Here is a 24,268-nt window from a genome sequence, read left to right on the forward strand (position 1 = left end):
GATGTAGCCCCGACCGGATTCGAACCGGCGCTACCGCCTTGAGAGGGCGGCGTCCTGGGCCGCTAGACGACGGGGCCAGGCACTTTTCCTGCTTCACCACCCTGCCGGGCGGTGTGGCAGTAGTCTAGCGGCATCCCGTCCGGCACCACCGCCGGGGGTCACCCCCTGCGCACGTGGCCGGACAGCAGAAAGCCCGCCCCGGAAACGGGACGGGCTGTCGGTGCTGTAGCCCCGACCGGATTCGAACCGGCGCTACCGCCTTGAGAGGGCGGCGTCCTGGGCCGCTAGACGACGGGGCCAGAACCTTCATTGCACTCCGTCAGCGTGAGCTGCCGGAATCCAGCGTCCGAGAGTTCTCGCGAACCCTCGGTTGCGCTGGGGTACCAGGACTCGAACCTAGACTAACTGAACCAGAATCAGTCGGGCTGCCAATTACCCCATACCCCATTGGCCCCTTGCGGCGCCGGGAATGAACTTTACCCTCCCGGTGCCGACAGGCCAAATCCAACCCCTCGAAACCCACCTGACCAGCGGAAACGAGGCATCGGAGCGAATCAGGCGACGGGGACCACCGGGTTGCTCAGCTCCCCGATCCCCTGGATCCGCACGGTGACCGTATCCCCCTCGGTGAGCGGGCTAACCCCCGCCGGCGTGCCGGTCAGCACCACGTCGCCGGGCAGCAGCGTCATCACGTGCGAGATGTACGACACCAGGCCCGGCACGTCGAAGACCATGTCCTTGGTCCGGCCGAGCTGGCGCACCTCCATCTCCTCCGGGTTGCGGCCCACCTCACACCGGATCTCCAGGTCGCTGACGTCGAGCCCGGTGGTGATCCACGGCCCGATCGGGCAGAACGAGTCGAAGCCCTTGGCGCGGGTCCACTGCCCGTCGGAGCGCTGGAGGTCCCGCGCGGTCACGTCGTTGGCGCAGGTGTAGCCGAAGATGGCCCGCTCGGCGGCGGCCCGGTCGGCCCGGCGGGCGCCCGGGGCGCCGATCACCACGGCGAGTTCCGCCTCGTGCTCGACCTGCTTGGAGAAGATCGGCAGCCGGATGGCGTCGCGCGGGCCGATCACCGAGGTGGACGGCTTGAGGAAGAGCAGCGGCTCCTTCGGCACCTCGCTGCCGTGCTCGGCGGCGTGTTCGGCGTAGTTACGGCCGACACAGACCACCTTGCTGGGCAGGATCGGCGACAGCAGCCGGACGTCGGAGAGCGCCCAGCGGGCGCCGGAGAACTGGATCTGCCCGAACGGGTGGCCCTCGATCTCGGCGATGGTCAGGCCCTGTGGCCCGGCCTCCGGCTCGCCCTCGACGACCCCGAACGACATTCCCTTGGCATGAGCGAAACGAGCGATACGCACCCGGCCAATCTATCCCCGCCCGCGGGCCGCCCGGCGGACACCGGCAGGCGGCACGCCCCGGCGGTCGCGCACCACACCCTCGCGGGCCGCCGGCGGCACCGGACCGCCAGGAGCCGGACAGGGTACGCGCGATCGCGCCGGACAGGGCGGGAATGGCGGCTTCGTACCCGCCCGGCGGGCCCCGGACCATAGCTTCGGGTCCGGAGGTTCGTTGGTATGCCTGCATCGAGACGACACCACAGGGCCCTGGCAGTGTTCGTGAACTGCCTCGGCGTCATCGCCGCCGTACCGGCGCTGTCCCCGGCGACGCCCCGCGCGGCCGCCGCCCCCGCCCATCCGGCCCCACCACCGGCTGTCATCCCCGGTGCCGCGGCCACCCCGATCCCGACCGGCGTGCCGGCGGTGCCCCCGGCGGTGCCGACCACCGGCCCGGCACCGGTCCGCCCGTCGATGCCCCCGGTCAGCGTGGCGGTGGGCGCGGCGGGCACCCCGGCGCCGGGTTACCGGATCGAGGTCCGCAACGCCGGCACGGCACCCGTCGACACGATGGTCCGGCAGGAACTGCCGAACGGGTCGCGGGCCACCACGGTGACCGGCGGTGGGCGGACCAGCCGCCCCGCCGGGATGAGCGCCGGTGAGGTGACCTGGCGGCTGCGGCTGCCGGCGAAGAGCACCACCACGCTGCACACCGCGCTGTCGGTCCCCGGTCCGGGCCGCTCGGTGACGGCACCCACCTGCGTCTACGGCTCGGACGGCACGCGCCCGTTCGACTGCGCCACGGCGACCTGGGTGGGCGCCGCGACGGCCCCGGCGGCGCAGGTCACCGCCGCCCCGGCCTGGCGGCGACCGCCGGTGCTGCTCGCCGCGTTCACGGCGCTGCTGGTGGTCACCGCCGGTGTGGTGTGGTGGGCGGTGTGGCGCCGCCGCCGGCGCACCGCGGCGGGAAGCGCCGCACCGGGCGGCATGGCCCGCGGCGGGACGGGCGCCCCCGGAGGCGGCGCGACGCCCACCGGTACGCCCGCGGGCGGCACCATGCACACCGGCGCCCCCGGAAGCGGTGTGCCCGGCGGAGCCGGACCGGGCCAGGGCGGACCGGGCCCAGGCGCGACCGGTGGGCCGGCCGAGCGCGGCACGGTCTACCCGCGTACGGCCGTGCCGTCGCCCGCGAGCCGCCGCCGAAGGCCGCCGGTCTGGCTCGTGGTCGGCGTGGCGGCGGCCGTGCTGGCCGGTGTGGTGGGCGCGGCGGCCTGGTCGGCCACGCAGCGGGTGGCCGCGATGGACACCACGAAGCAGCCGACGAGCGGCGCGTGGGTGGGCAGCAGCGTTACCGGCGCGCTGGGCCAGCCGCTGCGCGAGACCGCGTTCGAGTTCACCGTCTACCGGCTGAGCTGCGGCGCCGACGTCCTGCCACCGGCGCCCGGCGGCGGCCGGCCGTGCCTGGCCACGGTCGGGGTGCGCAACCTCACGACCGAGGACCAGACCTGGCACGGGCAGTTGCAGCGGGCGTACCTGCCCAGCGGCAACTGGGTGGCAGCCGACGAGGACGCGACCCGGGTGGCGAACCTCGGCCGGGACGTCTTCTCCCAGCCGGTGGCCGCCGGGCGGCGGGTGCTGCTGCCGCTGGTGTTCACCATGCGCGGCGACGAGCCGCCGAAACGGCTGGAGCTGCGCAGCGGCGTCTTCTCGGCGGGCGTGCGGGTGGACGTGGCGTGATCCGGGCACGGGCGGCGGTCGTACCCTGGGGTGTGTGACCGCCGCCCTCGCCCCCGCGCTCGACCTGGCCGACTGGCAGGCGCGCCGGCACGCCCACGAGGCGCGGGTGGACGCCTGGCTGACGCCGCACCTGGAACGCCGCCGCACCGGGGTGAAGCACCCGGTCGAGGACTTCCTGTTCACGTACTACTCGCACCGCCCGGCGCAGTTGCGCCGCTGGCACCCGGGTGCGGGCGTGGTGCTGCGCGACGCCGACCCGGCCGGTTTCGGCCCGGACTACACGGCGGCCTCCGCCGGGCTCACTCTCGACACCGATCGGGTACACGCGCGGCGCGCCGAGTCGATCGCCTGGATCCGTACGCTGCTCGCGGCGACCGCCGGGCGCCCGGCGCAGTTCGGCTGTTTCGGCATGCACGAGTGGGCGATGGTCTACCGGCAGACGCAGGAGCAGGTACGGCACAACGCCTGGCCGTTGCGGCTGAGCCCAGCGGCGACGGCGGCGGTGGTCGAGGAACGCGGCGTGCGGTGCAGCCACTTCGACGCGTTCCGGTTCTTCACCGCGCCGGCCCGGCCGCTGAACGTGCTCCAGCCGACCCGGGAGGGTCAGCACGCGCTGGAGCAGCCGGGCTGCCTGCACGCCAACATGGATCTCTACAAGTGGGCGTACAAGCTGTCGCCGCTGGTGCCGTCGGAGCTGGTGGCGGACTGTTTCGCGCTGGCCCGGGAGATCCGGGCGCTGGACATGCGGGCCAGCCCGTACGACCTGGCCGACCTGGGCTACCCGCCGGTGCGGGTGGAGACGCCGGAAGGCCGGGCCGAGTACGCCGCCGCCCAGCGCGGGTTCGCCGAGCGCGCCGCCGGGTTGCGGGCCCGGCTGCTGGCCGCGCTGGACCGGGCCGTGCCGGCCGACCGCCGCTGAGCGCGGGGCCGGCCGGCGCGGGGATCAGTTCGCGGCGCAGGTCAGGACCGGCACCGGGTTGGGGACCGCACCGTCGGCGAGGAACCCGAACGTGGTCTGGGCGGCCGGGGCCAGGGCGCCGTTCCAGCTCGCGTTCCGGGCGGTCACGGTGGTTCCGCTCTGCGACACGTCCGCGCTCCACGCCTGGGTGATCCGCTGGCCCGCGGTGAGCGGGAAGCGCACGGTCCAGCCGGCGATCGGCGCGGCGCCGCCGTTGCGGACGGTCACCTCCCCCTGGAAGCCGCCCGGCCACTGACCGGCGATCCGCCAGGTGGCGGTGCAGCCGCCGGCCGTGGGCGTCGGGCTGGCCGTGGGCGACGGACTGGTCGTCGGTGACGGGCTGGTCGTGGGCGACGGCGACGGGCTGCCGGTCGGGGTCGCGGTCGGGCCGGGCGTGGTCCGGTCCAGCGCGGCGACCAGCGCCGGGTACCACCGGTCGGACATCTTCTGGTCCCCGGCGGCGTTCGGGTGCACGCCGTCGTACGTGTCGGTGGCGGTGCTGAACCCGGTCCACTGGTCGACCACCACGATCGGCGACGCGGCGGTGGTCTTCCCGGCCGCCCAGCCGTCGACGAGCGCGTTGAGCGCCACCGTCCGCTGGCCGCACTCGGGACAGCTCGCCGGGTTCATCGGGATGATCTTCGCGACCAGCACGGTCGTGGCCGGGTTGGCGGTCCGCATCTGGTCCACCAGCTTCGAGTACGCGGCCAGGATGGTGGCGGGTGCGATGTTGCTCCACACGTCGTTGGTGCCGAAGTGCATGAGCACGACGTCCGGGCGGGTGGCGGCCAGCCAACCGGGCAGCAGGTTCTGGTTCGCCACGTTCGTCGCGAGGTAGCCGCCGTGGCCCTCGTTGTCGCCGTCGTACGGCACACCGCAGCCCTGCGGCCCGAGCGTGCCGACGAAGTCGACGTCGGTGTGGCCGGTGGACTGGAGGCGGTTCCAGAGCAGCGCCCGCCAGCAGCCGGGCGACCCGGTGATGGAGTCGCCGAGCGGCATGACGCGGACCGGGGTGGCCGCCGCGGCGGCCGGGGGCGTGGTGGCGGTGAGGGTGAGGCCGAGGGCGAGGACCGGTAGCAGCGCGGCGAGCGCGGTCAGCGCGGCGCGCAGCGGGTTTCGGGACATGCGGAAGGGACTCCTGTCACTGTGACGTGGTGGTCGGTGACGGCCCTGAAGCTCCCGTACGCATTGAAGCGCTTCGACGCCTTCGGCTCAACCCTCCGGGTGCCCCCGGTGCCGGTTCCACTCCGGGGCGAGGATCGACATGACTGTGGCGTCCACCCAGTCGTCGCCGTCGCGCAGCACCTGCCGCAGCGTCCCCTCGGCGACGAAGCCCACCTTCTCGTAGGCGCGCCGGGCACGCGGGTTGAACGCGAACACCTCCAGGCCGATGCGGTGCAGGCCGAGCCGCTCGAAGCCGTACCCGACGATGAGCCGGACCGCCTCGGTGCCGAGGCCGCGGTCGCGGCCGCCGGGGCCGATCAGGGTGCGGAAGTTGCAGCTCGCGTTGGTCCGGTCCCACTCGTTGAGGACCACCTCGCCGACGCAGGTGCCGCTGGCCCGGTCCACCACCGCGAGGTCGAGCCGGTCGTCCTGGCTGTTGCGGGTGCCGTACCAGGCGCGCAGCCGGGACGGCTCGAACGTCTCGCCGGCCGGGCTGCCGGTCAGCCGGGCCACCTCCGGGTCGGCCAGGATCTCGGCGAGCGCCGGCAGGTCGTCGTCGTGGAACGGGCGCAGCACCACGAGCTCGCCGGTGAGCGTGGGCTTGACGGAGAAGTCGATCACATGGCGGAATTCTCCGGGCGTGGCGTGTGGCGGCTCAACGGATTTTCGGTCAGTCGCCGTCCACCCGGCGGTCGCGTTTACGCTGGGACTGGCGCTTCTTCTCGGCCAGACGGCGCTCCTTCGCGCCACGGGAGGGGCGGGTCGGGCGGCGCGCCTTCGGCGGCGGGGCGACGGCCTCGCGCAGCAGCGCGGCCATCCGCTCGCGGGCCGCCTCCCGGTTGGCCAGCTGGGCGCGGTGCTCGCTGGCGGTGACGGTGAGCACGCCGCCGACCAGACGGCCCGCGAGCCGGGCCAGCGCGCGTTCCCGCAGCGTCTCCGGCACGCTCGGCGAGCCGCCCAGGTCGAAGCTCAGCTCCACCCGGGAGTCGGTGGTGTTCACGCCCTGCCCGCCCGGGCCGGACGAGCGGGAGAACCGCTCCCGCAGCTCGGCGGCGGGCACCACGAGCCGATCGGTGACCCGCAGTCCGTCGTCCACTCCCCGAGGCTAGCGCCCGGCGCGGTGGCTCGGGGTGGGGGTGGCGCTCGGCGTGGGACCGGCCCGTTCCTCGCCGCCGCCGGACGCCGCGTACGCGGCCGCGCCGACGAGCAGCAGGGCGATCACCGCGAGCTTGACGACCACGCCCCGGATCGCGAGCCAGGCGTTGCGCCGGGCGCCGGGGACGCTGGTCCGGATCGTCTGGTAGTCCGTCCAGCCGCGTTTCGCACGCGCGTAGGAGGCGCCGACACCGGCACCGATGATCAGGCCCACCACGAGGAGGGCCGCAATGACAGCTTGCTCCACCTCCGCCAGTATTCATACTCAGCGTAATATTTCTATGGCCCAATGATCCCACGCCGGATATCCGACACTTCGCACCGATCTTGCGACGCTTGTGCAGGTCAGCGCCGGGAGGGGCGGCAGGGCAACCCCGCGCGGGCGCCAGGCCGGGCCCGCGCGGGTGGCCGCGCAGACGACTCAGCCGCCCCGGCCGATGATGGTGTCGGCGGTCTGCTGGACCTGGTCGATCGGGATGGCGAAGCCGATACCGATGGAGCCGTTGCCGTCGATGGTGGCGATCGCCGTGTTCACGCCGACCACCTCACCGCGCGCGTTCACCAGCGGGCCACCGGAGTTGCCCGGGTTGATCGAGGCGTCGGTCTGCACCGCCGTGTGCCGGCCGTTGCCGATGCGTACCTGCCGGTTGAGCGCGCTGACGATGCCGGCGGTGACCGTCCCGGCGAGCCCGAGCGGCGACCCGACCGCGAGCACCGGCTCCCCCACTCTCGTCGAGTTCGCCTTTGCCAGCGGCAACGGCGGCAACCCGGCCGACGCGGGCACCTTCAGCACGGCCAGGTCGCTGGCCGGTTCCCGGCCCACCACCTCGGCCGGGAAGCGCCGCCCGTCCGACGTCTCCACAGTCACCGCGCCGGAACCGCCCCGGGCCAGGATGTGGTCGTTGGTGACGATGTGCTGCTCGTTGTCGATGGCGAACCCGGAGCCGGACGCGGACGCGCCGGAGCGGCCCCCGACCATCACCGACACCACCCCGGGCACCGTCTTGCCGGCGGCGGTGATCAGCTCCGCCGGCACCGGCGCGGCGGACGCCGCTGCCGGTCCCGGCGCGCCCCGGTCGGCTGCCCAGGTGCCGGCCGCCGCGCCGGAGACGGTGGAGAGCGCCACCACCGCCGCCACGCTCAGCAGCCGGTGCCGCAGGCTACGCCGCCCGGCCTCCGGCCCGCCCCCGGGTACGTCCCGGTAGCCGCGCCCGTCCGGGTCCAGCTCCGGCGAGACGAACCACGGTCCGCGTGGCTCGCCGAGTCCGGTCTGCACTGCCATGCCTGGCTCCTCACATGTCGTGCGGTAGTGGTGTGCGGGTCAGGGCAGCCGGGAGAACCACCGCAGCGAGCCGGCCGCGGCGCCCATCGCCAGGACCAGCCCGAGGCCGATGAAGCGGGCCGAGATGTCCTGCCGCTCGGTGCGGTAGCCGACCGAGGTGCCGATGTCCTCGTAGACGTCCTTCAGCTCGGCGGTGGTGGACGCCTCGTGGAAGCCCCCGCCGGTCTGCTCGGCGACCGCCCGCAGCGTCTGGCCGTCCACCGGCACCTGGATCGCCCGGCCACCCCTGTCGACCGAGCCGCCGGGCGTGCCGAAGGAGATGGTGTGCACCGGCACCTTCGCGGCGACCGCCTGGTCGGCGGCCTCCATCGGGTCCATGCCGGAGGTGTTCGCGCCGTCGGAGAGGATGATGATCCGGGCCGGCGGCGGATCCTTGGCGGCGGTGGCGTCCAGGCTCTTGACCGCGCCGAGCGAGGTGCTGATCGCCTCGCCGATGGCGGTGCCCTGCACGCCGGTGATGCCCTCGGCCAGCCGCCCGATCCCGTCGTGCAGCGCCTCCCGGTCGGTGCTCGGCGGCACCAGCACCGCCGCGCTGCCGGCGAACGCGACGAGGCCGACGTTGAACTCGTCCGGCAGCCCGTCGACGAACCGCCGGCCCGCGTCCTTGGCCGCTGTCAGCCGGTCCGGGTCCACGTCACCGGCGAGCATCGAGGTGGAGACGTCTACCGCGACCATCACCGTGGCCCGCTCCCGGGGCACCCGCACCTCAGCCTCGGGCCGGGCGAACCCGACCACGAGCAGCGCCAGCATGGCGAGGAACAGGCCCGCCGGGACGTGCCGCCGCCAGGCCGGGCGGCGCGGGGCGACCCGGTCGAGCAGGCGCAGGTTGGTGAAGCGCACCGCGTACCGGCTCTGCCGCCGTTGCAGCACCAGGTAGCCGGCGACCAGCGCGACGACGGCGAGCAGCAGCCAGAGGCGGGCGGGTGACTGCCAGGTCATGCGACACCTCCGCGGGCCGCGGCCGGCACGGTGGCCAGCCGGCGCTGCTCGTGCACGTACCGGACGACGTCCGCGCACCAGTCCCGGTCGGTGCGCAGCGCCAGGTGGGTCGCGCCGGCCCGGCGCAGCGTGCGGCGTACCTGGTCGCGCTGCTCGGCGGCGGCACGCGCGTACCGCTCGCGCAGGCCCGGGTCACCGGTCCACACCTCGCGGTGCCGGCCGCTCTCCGGGTCGACGAGCGTGACCAGGCCGACGTCCGGCAGTTCCAGCTCGCGCGGGTCGGTCACCTCGACGGCGAGCACCTGGTGACGTACCGCGAGGCGGCGCAGCGCGGCGGCCCACGGCGGCGGCGCCGCGTCCGGGTCGTCGGGCAGCTCGTCGAGGAAGTCGGAGACGATCACCACGAGCCCGCGCCGGGTGGCGACGCGCTGGAGGCCGTCCAGCCCGTCGGCCAGGCCCGGTGCCGCGTCCGTCCGGCCCGCGCCGGCCGCGCCCGCGCCGCCGGAGTCCGGCAGGTCGCCGGTACGCGGGGCGCCGAGCAGCGCGCGGAGCAGCCCGAGCAGATGGGTACGCCCGCTGCGGGCCGGGAACCGGCGCAACCCGCGCGGGCTGAGCACCTGGGCGCCGAGCCGGTTGCCGACTCCCGCGGTGAGGAAGCCGATCGCCGCCACTGCGGCCACCGCCAGTTCCCGTTTGTCCAGCGTGGACGTCCCGTACTCCATGCTGGGGGTGGCGTCGACGAGCAGCCAGGTGGTCAGTTCCCGGTCCGCGTCGACCTCCCGGACGTGCGGGACGGTGGTCCGGGCGGTGACCGCCCAGTCCATCCGGCGTACCTCGTCCTCGCCGGGACGGTACTCGCGGCTGCCTGCCGCCTCGCTGCCCGGTCCGGGGAGCAGGCCGCGGTACCGGCCGTGCAGCAGCCCGTCGAGCCGCCGGGTCACCGTCAGCTCCAGCCGGCGCAGCCGCTGGTCCGGGGCGAGATCGGCGAGCCCGGGTCCGGCCTCGCCGGTCATGCCGCCGCCAGGTCGTTCACCGTCTCGGTGGGCCCGTTCACCAGCCGGGGCGGCGGCACCGCCTCGATCACGCGGCGCACCACGTCCTCGCCGGAGATCCCGTCGGCGATCGCGTCGAAGGAGAGCACGAGCCGGTGCGCCAGCACGTCCACCGCGAGTTCCCGGATGTCCTCGGGGAGCACGTAGTCCCGGCCGTGGATGAGCGCCTGGGCGCGGGCGGCGGCCACCAGGCCGAGCGTGGCCCGGGGGCTGGCCCCGTACGCCAGCAGGGGCGCGACGTCGGGCAGGCCGAAGCGCTCCGGGTCGCGGGTGGCGAGGATGAGGCGGACCACGTACTCGGCGAGCGCGTGGTGGACGAAGACGTCGGTGGCGCGGCGCTGGAGTTCGCGCAGCCGGACCGGGTCGAGCACGGTACGCGCGGTGGGCCGGTCGGTGCTCATCCGGTAGAGGATGGCCAGCTCGTCGGCGTCGCTCGGGTAGTCGACCACCACCTTCATCAGGAAGCGGTCGCGCTGCGCCTCCGGGAGCTGGTAGACACCCTCGGACTCGATCGGGTTCTGGGTGGCCAGGACCAGGAACGGGTCCGGCACCGGCCAGCTCCGGCCGGCGATGGAGACCTGCCGCTCGGCCATCGCCTCGAGCAGCGCCGACTGCACCTTGGCCGGGGCCCGGTTGATCTCGTCGGCGAGCACCAGGTTCGCCATGATCGGCCCCAGCTCCACGTCGAACTGTTCGGTGGAGGCGCGGTAGATGCGCGTGCCGACGATGTCGGAGGGGACCAGGTCGGGGGTGAACTGGATCCGGGAGAACGTGCCACCGACCACTGTGGCGAGTGTCTGCGCCGCCAGCGTCTTGGCCACCCCCGGTACGCCCTCCAGCAGGCAGTGCCCGTCGGCGATCAGGGCGGTGAGCAGGCGGTCGACGAGCCGATCCTGCCCGACGATCACGCGTTTGACCTCGACGAGGGTCTGTTCCAGCTCGACGCCGCTCGCGTCGGCGTCGACCGGGCTGAGCACGCTGGCCGGGGTGTCCGAGATGTCCGTCACGGTGCTTGCTTCCCGGGCCGGACCGGCGACAAACGTCGGATTATCGGCCCCTGGGCGGTGGTCGGCGGGCCGGACCGGCAGCTTCTCCCCAGCCGGGCGGGAACGACACGAAGCGGCGCGGCACCGGCCGGAGGGGCACGGAACACGACACCGGCCCCCGCCGGAGCGGGGGCCGATGCGGGGCCGGACGGATCAGTTGGCGATGACCAGGTGGAACGGCCGGTCCGAGGCGCTGCCGGAGGAGCTGCGCGTCTGCACGAAGACGGCGTTCGGGGTGAGCGTGCGGGGCGCGACCGACACCTCACCCGCCGGCGGCACGTTCGCCGTGTCGTTCGTGCCGATGGTCGCCACGTACGCCTTGGCGGACACGTTGTAGTCCAGCAGCACCTGGTACTGCCCCGGCGACACCCCGATGCCCGGGGTGAACCGGAACGAGGACACCACGTTGCCGGAGTGCTGCAACAGCGTGCCGTTGGCCGCCACGACGGCCCAGGCGACCTGGCCGGCGGCCGGCGGGGCCAGGGTGGCCCGCATCGCGGTCCGGGCGGCCTGCCGCTCGACGGCGGTCACCGGCGGCTGCGCCGTGGAGTGCCGCGGGCCGGGCTGCGGCTTCGCCTCCGGCTGGGCGGCAGCGGCGATCCCGCCACCGGCCAGGCTGAGCGACAGCGCGGCAAGCGCCACCACCGTCGCCTTCCGCTTGAAGAATGTGGCCATGAGTTCTCCCTTTGTAGACCGTGGTGATACGGCGACTGCGCGCGTCAAATTGCGGATCATCGGGTATCCGCTCGGGAGCGCACCGCTCGTGAGCTGGCCTTACTACAGAGAGTCGCGACGTCTCAACCAGGTGGAACCTAGCACCGGAAAATGTGGGCGGTCAATAGCGTTATTGCGTGTCCGGCCGATCGTCAAAGATGCCCGGAAATTGCGAGGAACAATTCACGAAATTGTTTCGGAGGGCATCGCGCCGACCCGGCTCCGGGTAGCCTCACCGTCGTGATCACCATGCCGCGACCAGCCCGGGCCGGCACCCGGGGCGGCCGCCCGGCCACCGCCGCATGCTGGCTCGCCGTCGCACCGGTCGCCGCGTGGGCGCTGGTACGCCTGACCGGGCTGGAACGCGGTCCGCTGGTGCAGGCGGTCGCGTTCACGCCGTACGCCGCCGCCGTGGCCCCGGTCGTGGCGGTGGCGGCACTCGCCCTGCGGCGCCGCACCCCGGCGGTGGTCGCGGTCCTGGCCGCGCTGGCGCTGATCGGCGCGGTGGCGCCCCGTGCGGTCCCCGGCGACCGGCCCGCCGCCGACGGGCCGACGCTGCGGCTGCTCACCGCCAACCTGCGCCTCGGCTCGGCCGACCCCGCGGCGCTCGTGGACCTGGTCCGGACTCGGCGGGTCGACGTGCTCACGGTGCAGGAGCTCACCCCGCCGCTGGCTGCCGAGTTGGACCGGCTCGGCCTGGCCGCACTGTTGCCGCACCGGTCGCTGACCCCCGAGGTCGGCTCGACCGGCTCCGGCGTGTACGCCCGGCACCCGCTGCGCGACACCGGTCACCGGCGCAACAAGGGCTTCTTCTTCACCCAGGCGTACGCCACGGTGACCGTCCCGGGGGCGCCACCGCTGCGGGTGGAGTCGGCGCACCCGGCCGCGCCGTACGCCCCGCACGTGGTGCCGGACTGGTGGACCGACCAGCGCGCCCAGCCGCCTGCCACCCCGGACGGCGGGCTGAGCGTGCTGGCCGGCGACTTCAACGCCACGCTCGACCACGCGGCGCTGCGGGACCTGATCGCCACCGGCTACACCGACGCGGCGGACGCGGCCGGGGCGGGGTTCGGCGGCACCTGGGGCCCGTACGACGGCGACCCGATCCCGCCGGTCACCATCGACCACGTCCTCGTCGACAGGCGCATCGCGGTGCGCGCCGCCCGCACCTACCCGGTGCCGGGCAGCGACCACCGCGCGCTGCTGGCCGAGCTGCGCCTGCCGGCCGGGTGAGTCAGGCCGCGCTACCGCCCGGCACCCGGGCCCGGTCCAGGCCGTAGGTGAGCGCGTCGACCAGGGCGTGCCAGCTCGCCTCGACCACGTTCGGGTGCACGCCCACTGTGGTCCAGTCGCGGCCGGCGCCGGCGGTCTCCACGAGTACGCGCGTGACAGCGCCGGTGCCGTGGCTGCCCTCCAGGATGCGCACCTTGTAGTCGGCCAGCTCGAACTCGCGCAGCTCCGGGTAGTGCCGGGCCAGGCCGACCCGCAGCGCCTCGTCCAGCGCGTTGACCGGGCCGTTGCCCTCGGCGGTGGCGATCACCCGCTCGCCGCGTACCCGGATCTTCACCGTCGCCTCGGAGACCACCGCGCCGTCCTCGCGGTGCTCGACGATCACCCGGTACGACTCCAGCGCGAACGGCCGGGCCGGCGCGGCATCCGGCAGCTCGGAGCGGACCAGCAGCTCGAACGAGGCGTCGGCGGCCTCGAACGACCAGCCGTCGGCCTCCAGCTCCTTGACCCGCCCGGTGACCCGGGACAGGGCGTCCGGATGGCCGGCCAGGTCCAGACCGAGCTCGCGGCTCTTGAGCTCGATGCTGGCCCGGCCGGCCATCTCGGTCACCAGGATCCGCATGTCGTTGCCCACCACAGCGGGTTCCACGTGGTTGTAGAGCAACGGGTCGACCTTGATCGCGCTCGCGTGCAGCCCCGCCTTGTGAGCGAAGGCGGCGGCCCCGACGTAGGCCTGGTGGGTGTCGGGGGCGATGTTGGCGATCTCGGAGATGGCGTGCGAGACCCGCACCATCTGTTCCAGGCAGCCCTCCGGTAGGACGGGCATGCCCAGCTTGAGCTGGAGGTTGGCGACGATCGCGAAGATGTCGGCGTTGCCGGGGCGCTCGCCGTACCCGTTGGCGGTGCCCTGCACGTGCCGGACGCCCGCCTCGACCGCGGCGATGGTGTTGGCGACCGCGCAGGCGGTGTCGTTCTGCGCGTGCATACCGAGCCGCTCCGGCGCGATGCCGGTCCGCGCCACCAGTTGCTCGACCACGGCGGTGACCTGGGAGGGCAGCATGCCGCCGTTGGTGTCGCAGAGCACGAACCGCTCGGCGCCGGCGGCCAGCGCGGTCTCCGCCACGGCGGAGGTGTAGCCCGGGTCGAACCGGAACCCGTCGAAGCAGTGCTCCCCGTCGACGAAGACGCGCCGTCCCTGCGCCACCAGGTACGACACGGTGTCGCGGATCATGGCGAGGTTCTCCTCGGCGGTGGTGCGCAGCGCGCGCTCCACGTGCCGCAGGTCCGCCTTGGCGACCAGGGCCACGGCCGGGGTCCGGGCGTCGAGCAGGCCGCGCACCTGCGGGTCGTCCTCGACCGCGAGGCCGGCCTTGCGGGTGGCCCCGAAGGCGACCAGGATCGCGTGCCGCAGCTCCAGCTCGGTGCGGGCGCGGCGGAAGAACTCGGTGTCCTTCGGCACCGCGCCCGGCCAGCCGCCCTCGATGAAGCCGACTCCGAGGTCGTCGAGCAGGCGGGCCACCGCCAGCTTGTCGACCACCGAGTACGTGAGCCCTTCGCGCTGCGCGCCGTCGCGCAGCGTCGTGTCGTACACCTGGAACGTCATCGGAGTCCTCTTCTCGTGCCCTGGGGAGCAAACAAAAAGACCCCCCGCGGATGCGGGAGGTCTGCGCGCTCGGCGGGGGAAGGGCCGGCGCGCTAGCTGCTAATGATCAGGACGAAGCTGGTCACGACCCGTACTCTGCCACCCCGGCCCCGGCTTTGGGAGGCGAAACCCATATTCCGGGACGATCGCGCGTGCGGTGATCGTCTTCACACCCGGCCACCGCCCGCCACGAGCGCAAACGGGGCTACGGAAGAATCTTGAACTGATCCAGTTACTGGCCCGGCCACCCCGCCCGGCCACGTTCAAGGAGGACCCGTGCTCACTGTCGGTGACCACTTCCCCGAGTACGAACTCACCGCCTGCGTGTCGCTCGACGCCGACAAGGCGTTCGAGACGATCAACCACAAGTCCCACGAGGGCCAGTGGCGCGTCGTGTTCTTCTGGCCGAAGGACTTCACCTTCGTCTGCCCCACCGAGATCGCCGAGTTCGGTCGCCTCAACGGCGAGTTCGCCGACCGCGACGCCCAGGTGCTCGGCGTCTCCGTCGACAACGAGTTCGTCCACTACGCCTGGCGCAAGGACCACCCGGACCTGCGCGAGCTGCCCTTCCCGATGCTCAGCGACATCAAGCGTGAGCTGACCTCCGCCTGCGGCGTGCTCGGCGCCGACGGTGTCGCGCAGCGGGCCACCTTCATCGTGGACCCGAACAACGAGATCCAGTTCGTCATGGTGACCGCCGGTTCGGTCGGCCGCAACGTCTCCGAGGTGCTGCGGGTGCTCGACGCCCTTCAGACCGACGAGCTGTGCCCGTGCAACTGGAACTCCGGCGGCGCGACGCTCGACGCCAAGGCTCTTCTCGCCGGCGCCGGGGCCTGACCATGGGCCTGGACGCGATCAAGGCGGGCCTGCCCGAGTACGCCAAGGACATCCGGCTCAACCTCGGCTCCACCATCACCACCTCGACGCTGAAGCCGGAGCAGGCGTGGGGCACCGCCCTGGCCTGCGCGGTGGCGGCCCGCAACCCGGTGGTGCTGCGGGAGATCGCCGCCGAGGCGGCCGGTCACCTCACGCCCGGGGCGGTCGAGGCGGCCAAGGGCGCGGCGGCGGTCATGGCGATGAACAACGTCTACTACCGGGCCAAGCACCTGATCGGCGACGAGCAGTACGCGTCGCTGCCGGCCCGGCTGCGAATGCAGATCATCGCCCGCCCCGGTGTGGAGAAGACCGACTTCGAGCTGTGGTGCCTCGCCGTCTCGGCGATCACCGGCTGCGGCGTCTGCCTGGAGTCGCACGAGAAGACGCTGCGCGCGGCCGGGTTCAGCCGTGAGCAGGTGCACGAGGGGCTGCGGATCGCCGCCGTCGTACACGCCGCCGCGGTGACCCTGGACGCGGAGGCCGCACTGGCCTGATCGACCGGCCCGCACGTGCCCGACCGGCACCGCACGGGCCGACGACCCGAGGGGCCGGCGTCACCACCGTGGCGCCGGCCCCTCGGCGTCGGCGGGCCGGCCGCCGGCGGGTTGGTGCCCGGACAGGGTGGGTAACCCTCCCGACTGACGACGGCGCCGCGACGGCCGCGGCCCTGGGGACGGGAGGCGGCACATGGACGGACTGGACCCGCGCGCCACGCACGGCGGCACCGAGCCGATCCTCGACGACGGCCGGGGCACGGTCGCCGGGGGCGCCCCGGCGGGCGCCTTCGACCCGTGGCGCTACCGCGACGAGGCGGGTGTGGCGAGCGCCGACCTGACCGGCTACAAGGTCGAGGCCACCGACGGCGCCATCGGCAAAATCGACCGGGCGAGCCACGAGGTGGACGACAGCTACCTGGTCGTGGACACCGGGCCGTGGATCTTCGGCAAGAAGGTGATGCTCCCGGCCGGGACCGTGAACCACGTCGACCACGACGCCCGGACCGTGCACGTCGACCGGGAGAAGGACCAGATCAAGGCCGCCCCGGAGTACGACGAGTCCAGCCACGCCGAACCGGGCTACCGGGACCGGCTGGGCGGCTACTACGGCGAGAACCACTCGGCGCTGCCGCCGGACGTGCCGCCGCGCGCCTGACATCCCGGCGACGGCCGGCGGGGACGGACGAACGCCCCGCCGGCCGTTACCGTGTCGGATGTGGACGCCGCGCAGAGCCCCTTCCCCGCCCTGTTCAACTTCCGCGACGTCGGCGGATACGCCGCTCGGGACGGGCGCACGGTCCGCCGCGGCCGGCTCTACCGCTCCGACTCGCTGCACCGCATCGACGAGACCGACCGGAGCGCGTTCACCGCGCTCGGCATCCGTACCGTCATCGACCTGCGCCGGCCGTCCGAGGTGGAACGTGACGGGCGGGTGCCCGACTACGACGGGCTGACCTACCGGCACATCCACCCCGAGCACGCCGACTGGGGTGCGAACCGGTTCGACGCCTCCGGCGTCAGCCTGGCCCGCTACCTGGCCGACCGGTACGCCGACCTGGCGCGTACCGGAACCGCCGGGCTCGCCGAGGCGGTCGGGCTGATCGCGGACAGCGCCAACGCCCCGGTGGTGGTGCACTGCGTCGCCGGCAAGGACCGCACCGGCATCGTCTGCGCGCTCACGCTGGCAGTGCTCGGGGTGCCCGACGAGGACGTGGTAGCCGACTACGCGCTCAGCACCGCCGCGTCGCAGCGCTTCACCGCCTGGGTCCGGGCCACGCTGCCGGACGCGGAGGAACCGCCGCCGCCGTTCCTGGAATCGCCGGCCGAGGCGATGGAGCTGTTCCTCGCCGAACTGCGCACCGGCTACGGGTCCGTCGAGGGCTACCTGACCCACGCCGGCGTCACCGGGGCGCAGGTGGAGTCCCTCCGCACCCACCTCCTGGACTGACCCGGCCTCGCGGTGATCGAGGAGCGAACCCCTCGATCACCGCGAAGCGCCGTCAGAGGACCCGGGTGACCCAGCCGTACGGGTCGGCGGCACGCCCGCGCTGGATGTCGACGAGCTTCTGCCGCAGCGCCATCGTGGCCCGGCCCGGCTCGCCGCCGCCGATGAGGAACTCCCCGTCGGGGAAGCGCACGCCGCCGATCGGGGTGATCACGGCGGCGGTGCCGCAGGCGAAGACCTCGCGCAGCCGCCCGCTCGCCGCGTCGGCCCGCCAGTCGTCGAAGGCGACCGGCGCCTCCCGCACCTCGTGCCCGGCCTCGGCGGCCAGCCTGAGGATCGCGTCGCGGGTGATGCCCGGCAGGATCGTGCCGCCCAGCGGCGGGGTGACGATGCTGCCGTCGTCGTAGACGAAGAAGACGTTCATGCCGCCCAGCTCGTCGACGTACCGCCGCTCGACCGCGTCCAGGAACACCACCTGGTCGCAGCCGGCCTCGATCGCCTCGGCCTGCGCGGCGAGCGAGGCGGCGTAGTTGCCGCCGCACTTGGCCGCGCCGGTGCCGCCGGGCGCGGCCCGGGTGTAGTCCGGCGAGACCCACACCGTCACCGGCTTCACGCCACCGGCGAAGTACGCGCCGGCCGGCGAGGCGATCACGCAGTAGAGGTATTCGTTGGCCGGGCGCACACCGAGGAAGACCTCGCTGGCGAACATGAACGGACGCAGGTAGAGGCTGGCGTCCTCGTGCTCCGGGATCCACGCCTGGTCGACCTCGACCAGCCGGCGCAGCGACTCCACGAACGTCTCCTCCGGCAGCTCCGGCATGGCCAGCCGGCGCGCCGACGCGGCGAACCGGGCCGCGTTGGCCTCGGGACGGAACATCGTCACCGCGTCACCGGTGCGGTACGCCTTCAGCCCCTCGAAGATCTCCTGCGCGTAGTGCAGCACCGCCGCGGCCGGGTCCATCGGGATCGGCGCGCGCGCCTCCAGGCGGGCGTCGTACCAGCCCTTGCCCTCGGCGTAGCGGATGGTGACCATGTGATCGGTGAAGACCCGGCCGAAGCCCGGGTTCGCCAGCAGGGCGGCCCGGTCGGCGGCGGATACCGGCGCGGGATTCGGACGGATCTCGAAATCGAGCATGTCACCACCGCTCATCGCGCTGACCTCCCTGCGGGTTCACGGCATGCGGGATCGCACGCCGACGTCACTGGTGCCAGAAACTTACCCCGAACGGTCGTTCAGCGGATAGCTCCGCCCCGGCGGATGCGACGCGCCGGACGGTCAGGTGGGCCCGGTGACGGGTCTGGCGGCCCGGTACCGGGCCGCCAGCAGGGTCGGCCCGGTCAGGCTACGGCGTACGCGGCGAGCCGGTCGCCGACCTCCTCGGTGCGCAGCGGCGTCCCCGGCGTACGCCCGGCCAGCTCGGTGCCGACCGCGGCGGTGACCCGGGCGGCGGCGTCGGCGTGGCCGAGCTGGTCCAGCAGCAGCGCGGCGGACAGCACCGCGGCGACCGGGTCGGCGACGCCCTGGCCGGCGATGTCCGGCGCCGAGCCGTGCACCGGCTCGAACATCGACGGGTAGCGCCCCTCGGGGTTGATGCAGCCGCTGGCCGCGAGCCCGATGCCACCGGTCACGGCGGCGGCGATGTCGGTGAGGATGTCGCCGAACAGGTTGTCGGTGACCACCACGTCGTACCGGGACGGGTTCGTCACCAGGAACATCGCTGCGGCGTCGATGTGCTGGTATTCCGTGGTCACGTCCGGGTGCTCGGCGGCCACCGCGGCGAAGGCGCGCGCCCAGAGCGACCCGGCGTGGGTGAGCACGTTCGTCTTGTGCACGAGCGTGACCTTGCGCCGCTCCCGGCGGCCGGCGCGGGCGAACGCGTCGCGGATCACCCGCTCGACGCCGTGCCGGGTGTTCAGGCTCTCCTCGGTGGCCACCTCGGCCGGGGTGTCCCGGTGCAGCGCGCCACCGGCGCCCGCGTACAGCCCCTCGGTGCCCTCGCGGACCACCACGAGGTCGACCTCGCCGGGCTTGACCGCCGCGAGCGGACCGGCCACGCCGGGCCAGAGCCGGGACGGGCGCAGGTTGACGTACTGGTCGAAGGCGAACCGGAGCTTCAGCAGCAGACCGCGCTCCAGCACACCCGGCGGCACGGTCGGGTCGCCCACCGCGCCCAGCAGGATGGCGTCGTGACCGGCCAGCTCGTCGAGGACGGAGTCGGGCAGCACCTCGCCGGTGCGGTGATAGCGCGCCGCGCCCAGGTCGTACTCGGTGGCCTCGATCCCGGGCACCACCGCGTCGAGGACCTTGCGGGCCTGCGCGACCACCTCGGGTCCGATGCCGTCGCCGGCCACCACCGCGATGTGTGCCACCTGGCGCTCCTCGTCTCGTCGTTAGGCGCAACCGTACGTCGCCGTCCCGGCCCCCGGTACGAATCTTCCATCATCCGGGACGGCGAATCACAGGAGGCTCCCAGCCGACATTCATGGTGCGGTCATCTCCACTGCTTAGGGTCGAGTTCACGGGTCGACGGGGGCCCGGAATCCGGCACCGCTGCGACGTAGCGGCGACCACCGAGGGGGCAGGTGTCATGCGGATCGAGCACCGGCGGGCCCACTGGGCGGACGAGCAGCCACGTACCCGCTGGGTCGACCAGTCCGCGTTCCGCCCGACCCGCCCGGACCTGCACCTGGGCGCCACGAACCACCGCGTCGAGCGGGCCGGCGCCTCCGCGTCCGGCCGGATCAGCGTCCGCCACACCGTCACCACCTCGACCGCCGACTACACCATGCTCCTCAACGCGCCGGGGTGGTTCGGCCACCGGGCGGTCAGCGAGGCGCTGCGCGACGCCGTCGCCGAGCTGCGCGCCGTCGACCTCACCTACGGCCCGAACCGGCCGGACAGCCTCGTCTCCCGGCTGCGCCGCGACGAGATCAGTCCCGACTCGTACCCCCCGCTGGCCGACCTGATCGACCTCTGCGCCGCGATGCGGGCGGCGACCGACGGCTGGTTCGACGCCTGGGCCGTGCCGGGCGGCTTCGACCCGGGCGGCCTGCTCGGCGGCTGGGCGGTGGAGCGGGCCGCGGCGCGGTTGCGCGCCGCCGGCATCCACGACTACGCCGTGCTCAGCGGCGCCGACCTGACGGTACGCGGACACGCCGCCCACGGCGGCCCGTGGCGCGTCGCCGTGCACCACCCCACCGACACCCGCCGGACACCTGTCGTGCTGGAGATGACGACGGGCGCGGTCGGCACCTCGGGCGTCACCGGCCGGCGCGGGCACGTCGTCGACCCGCACACCGGCGAGCCGACCGACCGGCTCGTGGCCGCCACCGTGCTCGGCCCGAACCTCGCCGTCGCCGACGCCTACGCCACCGCCCTGTACGCCGCCGGACCGGCCGGGCTGGCCTGGTTCCGTCACGACACGGACTACCGCCCGCTGTTCGCGCACCACCGGCGCTGAGTCGCCGTCGGCCCGCACGACACCGGCCGGGAGCGCGATCGGCCCCCACGGTCTCGGCAACGACCGTGAGGGCCGGTCAGCGACGAGTGCGCGTGGCTCGCGCAATCGAGGGGTGCGGGCCGAGGGGCCGGGCGCCCGACCGCGCCACCCGAAGACGGGCCGGGGATCGACTCAGCGGAAACCGCATCGGTACGCTAGCGAATCGACGCAACTCGACGCAAGAGTCTCCACAGCGGACGCCGGGTGAACGATGTCGGCAATCAGCGGTGAACGCACGGTGGGGCAGAGGTGACGGGCCGGGCCCGGGATGGCACGCTGTCCGCCGTGAGTTTCGATCTGAGCGTGTGGGCCCTGCCGAACGGGGCGACACCGGAGCAGGTGCGGGCGGCCGTGCAGCAGTGCCGCGAGGGCCGCCACGGCGAGCAGCACCCCGACCCGCGACTCGTCGCCTTCTACCGGGCGATCACGGCGAGCTATCCGGACCGCCCGGCCCGGCCCGGTACGCCGTGGGAGGCGCCGCTGCACACGGCGGCCGACCACATCGAGATGAACCTGAACCCGGCCTGCCCCGATCAGGTCCTGCTGGACGTCGAGCGGCTGGCCGGCGAGCACGACCTGATGCTCTTCGACGCGCAGGACGGCTCGGTCTACCCGCCACCGGCCCGCGTCCGTTCCTGACCCACCGGGACGACGAAGGGCCCGGCCGATCCGGCCGGGCCCCGATATGTCCTGTCCGGACTACACGTCGCGCAGGTCGGCCGCGCTGGCCGCGACCGCGCCGATCGAGTCGGCGGCGGAGGTGAGCAGGTCGGCGCCGAGCGCCTGGTCGACGGTCAGCGTCATCAGCGTCTCGCCACCGGCCTCGCGGCGGGCCACCTGCATGGCCGCGATGTTGACGCCGGCCTCGCCGAGCAGCGTGCCGACGGTGCCGACCACGCCGGGCCGGTCCGCGTAGCGCAGGAAGACCAGGATGCCCTCCGCGCCGATCTCCACGTCGAAACCGTCCACCTCGGTCAGCTTGAACACGTCGCGGGTGCCGGTGTGCGCCACGGTGCCGGAGACGCGGACGGTACGCCCGTCCGGCAGCGCCCCGCGCACGGTCACCAGGTTCGGGTGGTCGACGGTCTCGCCCGGCGTGGCCAGCGTGACCTCGACGCCCCGCTCGGCGGCCAGGTGCGGCGCGTTGACGTAGGTGACCTGCTCCTCCACCACGGAGCTGAACAGCCCCTTGGTCGCGGCGAGCTTGAGCACCGACACGTCGTGGGCGGCGATCTCGCCGCGCACCTCGACGGTGACGCTGGCGGCCACCCCGCCGGCCAGGGCGGTGAACGCCCGGCCCAGCCGCTCGGCCAGCGGCAGCAGCGGGCGGACGTCCTCGGCGACCACGCCGCCGGCCTGCACGTTCACCGCGTCCGGGACGAACTCGCCCTGGAGCGCGAGCTTGACGCTCTTGGCCACCGCGAGACCGGCCTTGTCCTGCGCCTCGTTGGTGGAGGCGCCCAGGTGTGGGGTGGCCACCACGTTGTCGAAGGCGAACAGCGGCGAGGAGGTGCACGGCTCCTTGGCGTACACGTCGACACCGGCGCCGGCGACCCGGCCCTCCGCGATCGCGTCGGCGAGCGCCTGCTCGTCGACCAGGCCGCCGCGGGCGGCGTTGACGATCCGGACGCCCGGCTTGACGATCGCCAGTTCCTTCTCGCCGATCAGACCGACCGTCTCCGGCGTCTTGGGCAGGTGGATCGAGATGAAGTCGCTCTCCCGCAGCAGCTCCTCCAGCCCGACCAGGCGGACGCCGAGCTGCGCGGCGCGGGCGGGCTGGATGTACGGGTCGTACGCGATCAGCCGGGTGCCGAACGCGGCGATGCGAGACGCGAAGAGCACGCCGATGCGGCCGAGGCCGACCACGCCCACGGTCTTGCCCTGGATCTCGACGCCGGTGTACTTGGACCGCTTCCACTCCCCCGCCTTGAGCGCGGCACTGGCGCTGGCGGTGTTGCGGGCGACCGCGAGCAGCAGCGCGACGGCCTGCTCGGCGGCGGAGACGATGTTCGAGGTGGGCGCGTTGACGACCATGACGCCCCGGGCGGTGGCGGCCGGCACCTCGACGTTGTCCAGGCCGACGCCGGCCCGGGCGACCACCTTCAGCCGCGGCGCGGCGGCGATCGCCTCGGCGTCGATCTGGGTGGCGCTGCGTACGATCACCGCGTCGGCCTCGGAGAGGGCGGAGAGCAGAGCGGGGCGGTCGGTGCCGTCCACGTGGCGCACGTCGAAGTCGTGCGCGAGCACCTCGATGGCGGCGGGGGCGAGTTCTTCGGCGATCAGTACGACAGGATTCATCGGTCCTCGTAGACGCTCGGTAATGGTTCGGCCTGGGGCGCCGGGACGCCGCGCTGCGCCCTGCGCCGATCCGTGCCACGGCCGTCGGGTGCGCTCGGGCACCACACCAAGGAATGGTAGGTGCCTGCCCGCTCTCCGGGTCGCGGACTACGGGGTGAGCGCCCTCACACAGGTCCGTCGCACGCCTGTCATCCCCCGTTCACCCGGGGGCGGTGCGGGACGAGGCGTTACTCACCGTGTCCCAGCACGTGAACGAACGGCGGCCCGCGGCCGGACGCCGGGGAGAGCGTCGGGCCGCGGGCCGCACGAGGGAGAAGCTCAGGCGGTCTCGGTGATCGGCCGGTCGACCCAGCTCATCATGGCGCGCAGCTTCTGCCCGGTCTCCTCGATCGGGTGCGCCGCGCCCTCGGCCCGCCACTTGGCGAAGTTCGGCCGGCCGGCCTCGTCCTCGGCCACCCACTCGCGGGCGAACTCGCCGGACTGGATCTCACCGAGGATCTTGCGCATCTCGTCCTTGACCCGCGAGTCGATGACGCGCGGGCCACGGGACAGGTCGCCGTACTCGGCGGTGTCGGAGATGCTGTAACGCATCCGGGCGATGCCGCCCTCGTACATCAGGTCGACGATCAGCTTCAGCTCGTGCAGGCACTCGAAGTAGGCCACCTCGGGCGCGTAGCCGGCCTCGGTGAGCACCTCGAAACCGGTCTGCACCAGCGCCGCCGCGCCACCGCACAGCACCGCCTGCTCGCCGAACAGGTCGGTCTCGGTCTCCTCGGTGAACGTGGTCCGGATCGCGCCGGCCCGGGTGCCGCCGATCGCCTTGGCGTACGCCAGGGCCAGGCCGAACGCGTTGCCGCTGGGGTCCTGCTCGACCGCGACCAGGCAGGGCACGCCCTTGCCGTCGACGTACTGGCGGCGGACCAGGTGACCGGGGCCCTTCGGGGCGACCATCGCCACGTCCACGTCGGCCGGGGGCTTGATCAGGCCGTACCGGATGTTGAAGCCGTGGCCGAAGAACAGCGCCTTGCCCGCGGCCAGATTCGGCGCGATGGCGTCGGCGTAGAGACCACGCTGGGCGGTGTCCGGCGCCAGGATCATGATCACGTCGGCCTCGGCCGCCGCCTCGGCGGGCGTGAGCACCCGCAGGCCCTGCTCCTCGGCCTTCGGCCGGCTCTTCGAGCCGGCGGGCAGGCCGATCACCACGTCGACGCCGGAGTCGCGCAGCGACAGCGCGTGCGCGTGGCCCTGGCTGCCGTACCCGATCACGGCGACCTTGCGGCCCTGGATCAGGCCCAGGTCGGCGTCGTCGTCGTAGAACACCTCAACGCTCATTGACTTCC

At 73.6% G+C, this 24,268-nt stretch carries 24 protein-coding genes and 3 tRNA genes; 9 read left to right on the forward strand and 18 right to left on the reverse strand.

Going from position 1 to position 24,268, the window contains the following annotated elements; translation table 11 throughout:
* Nucleotides 1–4 precede the first annotated feature (4 nt).
* The 4 genes from IF06_RS0108435 to IF06_RS0108450 all read right to left on the reverse strand — a co-directional run bounded on the left by IF06_RS0108435 (nt 5) and on the right by IF06_RS0108450 (nt 1,358).
* A tRNA-Glu gene (locus tag IF06_RS0108435) sits at nt 5–77 on the reverse strand.
* A gap of 149 nt (nt 78–226) precedes the next feature.
* Nucleotides 227–299, reverse strand: a tRNA-Glu gene (locus IF06_RS0108440).
* Nucleotides 300–375: 76 nt separating this feature from the next.
* A tRNA-Gln gene (locus IF06_RS0108445) sits at nt 376–447 on the reverse strand.
* A gap of 107 nt (nt 448–554) precedes the next feature.
* Complete coding sequence (locus tag IF06_RS0108450) at nt 555–1,358, reverse strand: fumarylacetoacetate hydrolase family protein (protein WP_013284528.1); 804 nt, start codon at nt 1,356–1,358, stop codon at nt 555–557.
* Between the two features lie 216 nt (nt 1,359–1,574).
* Between IF06_RS0108450 and IF06_RS0108455 the strand changes: the two genes are divergently transcribed.
* Together IF06_RS0108455 and IF06_RS0108460 are read left to right on the forward strand one after the other, a co-directional pair.
* The gene (locus IF06_RS0108455; RefSeq protein WP_030270051.1) at nt 1,575–3,071 is read left to right on the forward strand and encodes a hypothetical protein; all 1,497 of its coding nucleotides are present in this window, start codon (nt 1,575–1,577) and stop codon (nt 3,069–3,071) included.
* 34 nt (nt 3,072–3,105) lie between these two features.
* On the forward strand, nt 3,106–3,990 hold the full coding sequence (locus IF06_RS0108460) for a hypothetical protein (RefSeq protein WP_030270053.1): 885 nt from the start codon (nt 3,106–3,108) through the stop codon (nt 3,988–3,990).
* 24 nt (nt 3,991–4,014) lie between these two features.
* Here the strand turns inward: IF06_RS0108460 and IF06_RS0108465 are convergent, their stop codons facing one another.
* From IF06_RS0108465 to IF06_RS0108505, 9 genes are all read right to left on the reverse strand, one after another.
* Entirely contained in the window at nt 4,015–5,154 is a 1,140-nt protein-coding gene (locus IF06_RS0108465; protein ID WP_030270054.1) for a cellulose binding domain-containing protein, read from the reverse strand.
* A gap of 87 nt (nt 5,155–5,241) precedes the next feature.
* A complete protein-coding gene (locus IF06_RS0108470; RefSeq protein WP_030270055.1) occupies nt 5,242–5,814 on the reverse strand; it encodes a GNAT family N-acetyltransferase in 573 nt (190 codons plus the stop codon).
* Between the two features lie 49 nt (nt 5,815–5,863).
* A complete protein-coding gene (gene arfB, locus IF06_RS0108475) occupies nt 5,864–6,289 on the reverse strand; it encodes an alternative ribosome rescue aminoacyl-tRNA hydrolase ArfB (RefSeq protein WP_030270056.1) in 426 nt (141 codons plus the stop codon).
* A 9-nt stretch (nt 6,290–6,298) separates the two neighbouring features.
* Nucleotides 6,299–6,595, reverse strand: coding sequence for a hypothetical protein (locus IF06_RS0108480; RefSeq protein ID WP_013284522.1), 297 nt, complete (start codon nt 6,593–6,595; stop codon nt 6,299–6,301).
* A gap of 174 nt (nt 6,596–6,769) precedes the next feature.
* On the reverse strand, nt 6,770–7,630 hold the full coding sequence (locus tag IF06_RS0108485) for a S1C family serine protease (RefSeq protein ID WP_030270057.1): 861 nt from the start codon (nt 7,628–7,630) through the stop codon (nt 6,770–6,772).
* Between the two features lie 39 nt (nt 7,631–7,669).
* The gene (locus IF06_RS0108490) at nt 7,670–8,629 is read right to left on the reverse strand and encodes a VWA domain-containing protein (protein WP_030270058.1); all 960 of its coding nucleotides are present in this window, start codon (nt 8,627–8,629) and stop codon (nt 7,670–7,672) included.
* Complete coding sequence (locus tag IF06_RS0108495) at nt 8,626–9,642, reverse strand: DUF58 domain-containing protein (RefSeq protein WP_030270065.1); 1,017 nt, start codon at nt 9,640–9,642, stop codon at nt 8,626–8,628. Before IF06_RS0108495 ends, IF06_RS0108490 begins: the two co-directional genes overlap by 4 nt.
* On the reverse strand, nt 9,639–10,688 hold the full coding sequence (locus IF06_RS0108500) for an AAA family ATPase (RefSeq protein WP_013284518.1): 1,050 nt from the start codon (nt 10,686–10,688) through the stop codon (nt 9,639–9,641). The genes IF06_RS0108495 and IF06_RS0108500 overlap by 4 nt, the downstream gene beginning before the upstream one ends.
* Nucleotides 10,689–10,880: 192 nt before the next feature.
* A complete protein-coding gene (locus tag IF06_RS0108505; protein ID WP_013284517.1) occupies nt 10,881–11,402 on the reverse strand; it encodes a hypothetical protein in 522 nt (173 codons plus the stop codon).
* Nucleotides 11,403–11,690: 288 nt separating this feature from the next.
* On the opposite strand from IF06_RS0108505, the gene IF06_RS0108510 reads away from it, so the two are divergent.
* Nucleotides 11,691–12,674 (forward strand): endonuclease/exonuclease/phosphatase family protein, encoded by a 984-nt coding sequence (locus IF06_RS0108510; RefSeq protein ID WP_030270067.1) that lies wholly within the window; start codon nt 11,691–11,693, stop codon nt 12,672–12,674.
* Nucleotide 12,675: 1 nt separating this feature from the next.
* Here IF06_RS0108510 and cimA read toward each other — a convergent pair whose 3' ends face one another.
* Entirely contained in the window at nt 12,676–14,274 is a 1,599-nt protein-coding gene (gene cimA, locus IF06_RS0108515; protein WP_030270069.1) for a citramalate synthase, read from the reverse strand.
* 315 nt (nt 14,275–14,589) lie between these two features.
* Here cimA and IF06_RS0108520 point away from each other — a divergent pair, with 315 nt between their 5' ends.
* The 4 genes from IF06_RS0108520 to IF06_RS0108535 all read left to right on the forward strand — a co-directional run bounded on the left by IF06_RS0108520 (nt 14,590) and on the right by IF06_RS0108535 (nt 17,133).
* Complete coding sequence (locus tag IF06_RS0108520; protein ID WP_013474324.1) at nt 14,590–15,150, forward strand: peroxiredoxin; 561 nt, start codon at nt 14,590–14,592, stop codon at nt 15,148–15,150.
* 2 nt (nt 15,151–15,152) lie between these two features.
* Nucleotides 15,153–15,683, forward strand: coding sequence for a carboxymuconolactone decarboxylase family protein (locus tag IF06_RS0108525; protein ID WP_030270071.1), 531 nt, complete (start codon nt 15,153–15,155; stop codon nt 15,681–15,683).
* Nucleotides 15,684–15,876: 193 nt separating this feature from the next.
* Nucleotides 15,877–16,341: a hypothetical protein gene (locus IF06_RS0108530; protein WP_013284512.1), complete on the forward strand. Its 465-nt coding sequence runs from the start codon at nt 15,877–15,879 to the stop codon at nt 16,339–16,341.
* A gap of 51 nt (nt 16,342–16,392) precedes the next feature.
* Nucleotides 16,393–17,133 (forward strand): tyrosine-protein phosphatase, encoded by a 741-nt coding sequence (locus IF06_RS0108535; RefSeq protein WP_030270073.1) that lies wholly within the window; start codon nt 16,393–16,395, stop codon nt 17,131–17,133.
* Nucleotides 17,134–17,185: 52 nt separating this feature from the next.
* Here the strand turns inward: IF06_RS0108535 and IF06_RS0108540 are convergent, their stop codons facing one another.
* Both IF06_RS0108540 and IF06_RS0108545 read right to left on the reverse strand, forming a co-directional pair.
* Nucleotides 17,186–18,280 carry a branched-chain amino acid aminotransferase gene (locus tag IF06_RS0108540; protein WP_030270075.1) on the reverse strand — a complete coding sequence of 365 codons (1,095 nt, stop codon included), beginning with the start codon at nt 18,278–18,280 and terminating at the stop codon, nt 17,186–17,188.
* Between the two features lie 188 nt (nt 18,281–18,468).
* Nucleotides 18,469–19,500, reverse strand: coding sequence for a 3-isopropylmalate dehydrogenase (locus tag IF06_RS0108545; protein ID WP_013284509.1), 1,032 nt, complete (start codon nt 19,498–19,500; stop codon nt 18,469–18,471).
* A gap of 218 nt (nt 19,501–19,718) precedes the next feature.
* Between IF06_RS0108545 and IF06_RS0108550 the strand changes: the two genes are divergently transcribed.
* Both IF06_RS0108550 and IF06_RS0108555 read left to right on the forward strand, forming a co-directional pair.
* Complete coding sequence (locus tag IF06_RS0108550) at nt 19,719–20,591, forward strand: FAD:protein FMN transferase (protein ID WP_030270077.1); 873 nt, start codon at nt 19,719–19,721, stop codon at nt 20,589–20,591.
* Between the two features lie 324 nt (nt 20,592–20,915).
* Nucleotides 20,916–21,269 carry a hypothetical protein gene (locus IF06_RS0108555; protein ID WP_030270079.1) on the forward strand — a complete coding sequence of 118 codons (354 nt, stop codon included), beginning with the start codon at nt 20,916–20,918 and terminating at the stop codon, nt 21,267–21,269.
* 60 nt (nt 21,270–21,329) lie between these two features.
* Here the strand turns inward: IF06_RS0108555 and serA are convergent, their stop codons facing one another.
* Together serA and ilvC are read right to left on the reverse strand one after the other, a co-directional pair.
* Nucleotides 21,330–22,928 carry a phosphoglycerate dehydrogenase gene (gene serA / locus IF06_RS0108560; protein WP_013284506.1) on the reverse strand — a complete coding sequence of 533 codons (1,599 nt, stop codon included), beginning with the start codon at nt 22,926–22,928 and terminating at the stop codon, nt 21,330–21,332.
* 318 nt (nt 22,929–23,246) lie between these two features.
* Nucleotides 23,247–24,260 carry a ketol-acid reductoisomerase gene (gene ilvC, locus IF06_RS0108565; protein WP_013474320.1) on the reverse strand — a complete coding sequence of 338 codons (1,014 nt, stop codon included), beginning with the start codon at nt 24,258–24,260 and terminating at the stop codon, nt 23,247–23,249.
* Nucleotides 24,261–24,268: the final 8 nt, after the last annotated feature.

Origin of the sequence: Micromonospora globosa (genome assembly GCF_000717585.1) — a bacterium.
In the GTDB taxonomy this organism is placed as follows: Bacteria; Actinomycetota; Actinomycetes; order Mycobacteriales; family Micromonosporaceae; genus Micromonospora; species Micromonospora aurantiaca.

Bases quoted from the DNA above. Each gene is read 5' to 3' on its own strand.
- IF06_RS0108540 (WP_030270075.1), bottom strand. From the start codon at position 18,280: ATGAGCGGTGGTGACATGCTCGATTTCGAGATCCGTCCGAATCCCGCG.
- IF06_RS0108505 (WP_013284517.1), bottom strand. From the start codon at position 11,402: ATGGCCACATTCTTCAAGCGGAAGGCGACGGTGGTGGCGCTTGCCGCG.
- IF06_RS0108485 (WP_030270057.1), bottom strand. From the start codon at position 7,630: ATGGCAGTGCAGACCGGACTCGGCGAGCCACGCGGACCGTGGTTCGTC.
- IF06_RS0108490 (WP_030270058.1), bottom strand. From the start codon at position 8,629: ATGACCTGGCAGTCACCCGCCCGCCTCTGGCTGCTGCTCGCCGTCGTC.
- IF06_RS0108510 (WP_030270067.1), top strand. From the start codon at position 11,691: ATGCCGCGACCAGCCCGGGCCGGCACCCGGGGCGGCCGCCCGGCCACC.
- IF06_RS0108525 (WP_030270071.1), top strand. From the start codon at position 15,153: ATGGGCCTGGACGCGATCAAGGCGGGCCTGCCCGAGTACGCCAAGGAC.
- IF06_RS0108530 (WP_013284512.1), top strand. From the start codon at position 15,877: ATGGACGGACTGGACCCGCGCGCCACGCACGGCGGCACCGAGCCGATC.
- IF06_RS0108495 (WP_030270065.1), bottom strand. From the start codon at position 9,642: ATGACCGGCGAGGCCGGACCCGGGCTCGCCGATCTCGCCCCGGACCAG.
- ilvC (WP_013474320.1), bottom strand. From the start codon at position 24,260: ATGAGCGTTGAGGTGTTCTACGACGACGACGCCGACCTGGGCCTGATC.
- IF06_RS0108455 (WP_030270051.1), top strand. From the start codon at position 1,575: ATGCCTGCATCGAGACGACACCACAGGGCCCTGGCAGTGTTCGTGAAC.
- serA (WP_013284506.1), bottom strand. From the start codon at position 22,928: ATGAATCCTGTCGTACTGATCGCCGAAGAACTCGCCCCCGCCGCCATC.
- IF06_RS0108465 (WP_030270054.1), bottom strand. From the start codon at position 5,154: ATGTCCCGAAACCCGCTGCGCGCCGCGCTGACCGCGCTCGCCGCGCTG.
- IF06_RS0108550 (WP_030270077.1), top strand. From the start codon at position 19,719: ATGCGGATCGAGCACCGGCGGGCCCACTGGGCGGACGAGCAGCCACGT.
- cimA (WP_030270069.1), bottom strand. From the start codon at position 14,274: ATGACGTTCCAGGTGTACGACACGACGCTGCGCGACGGCGCGCAGCGC.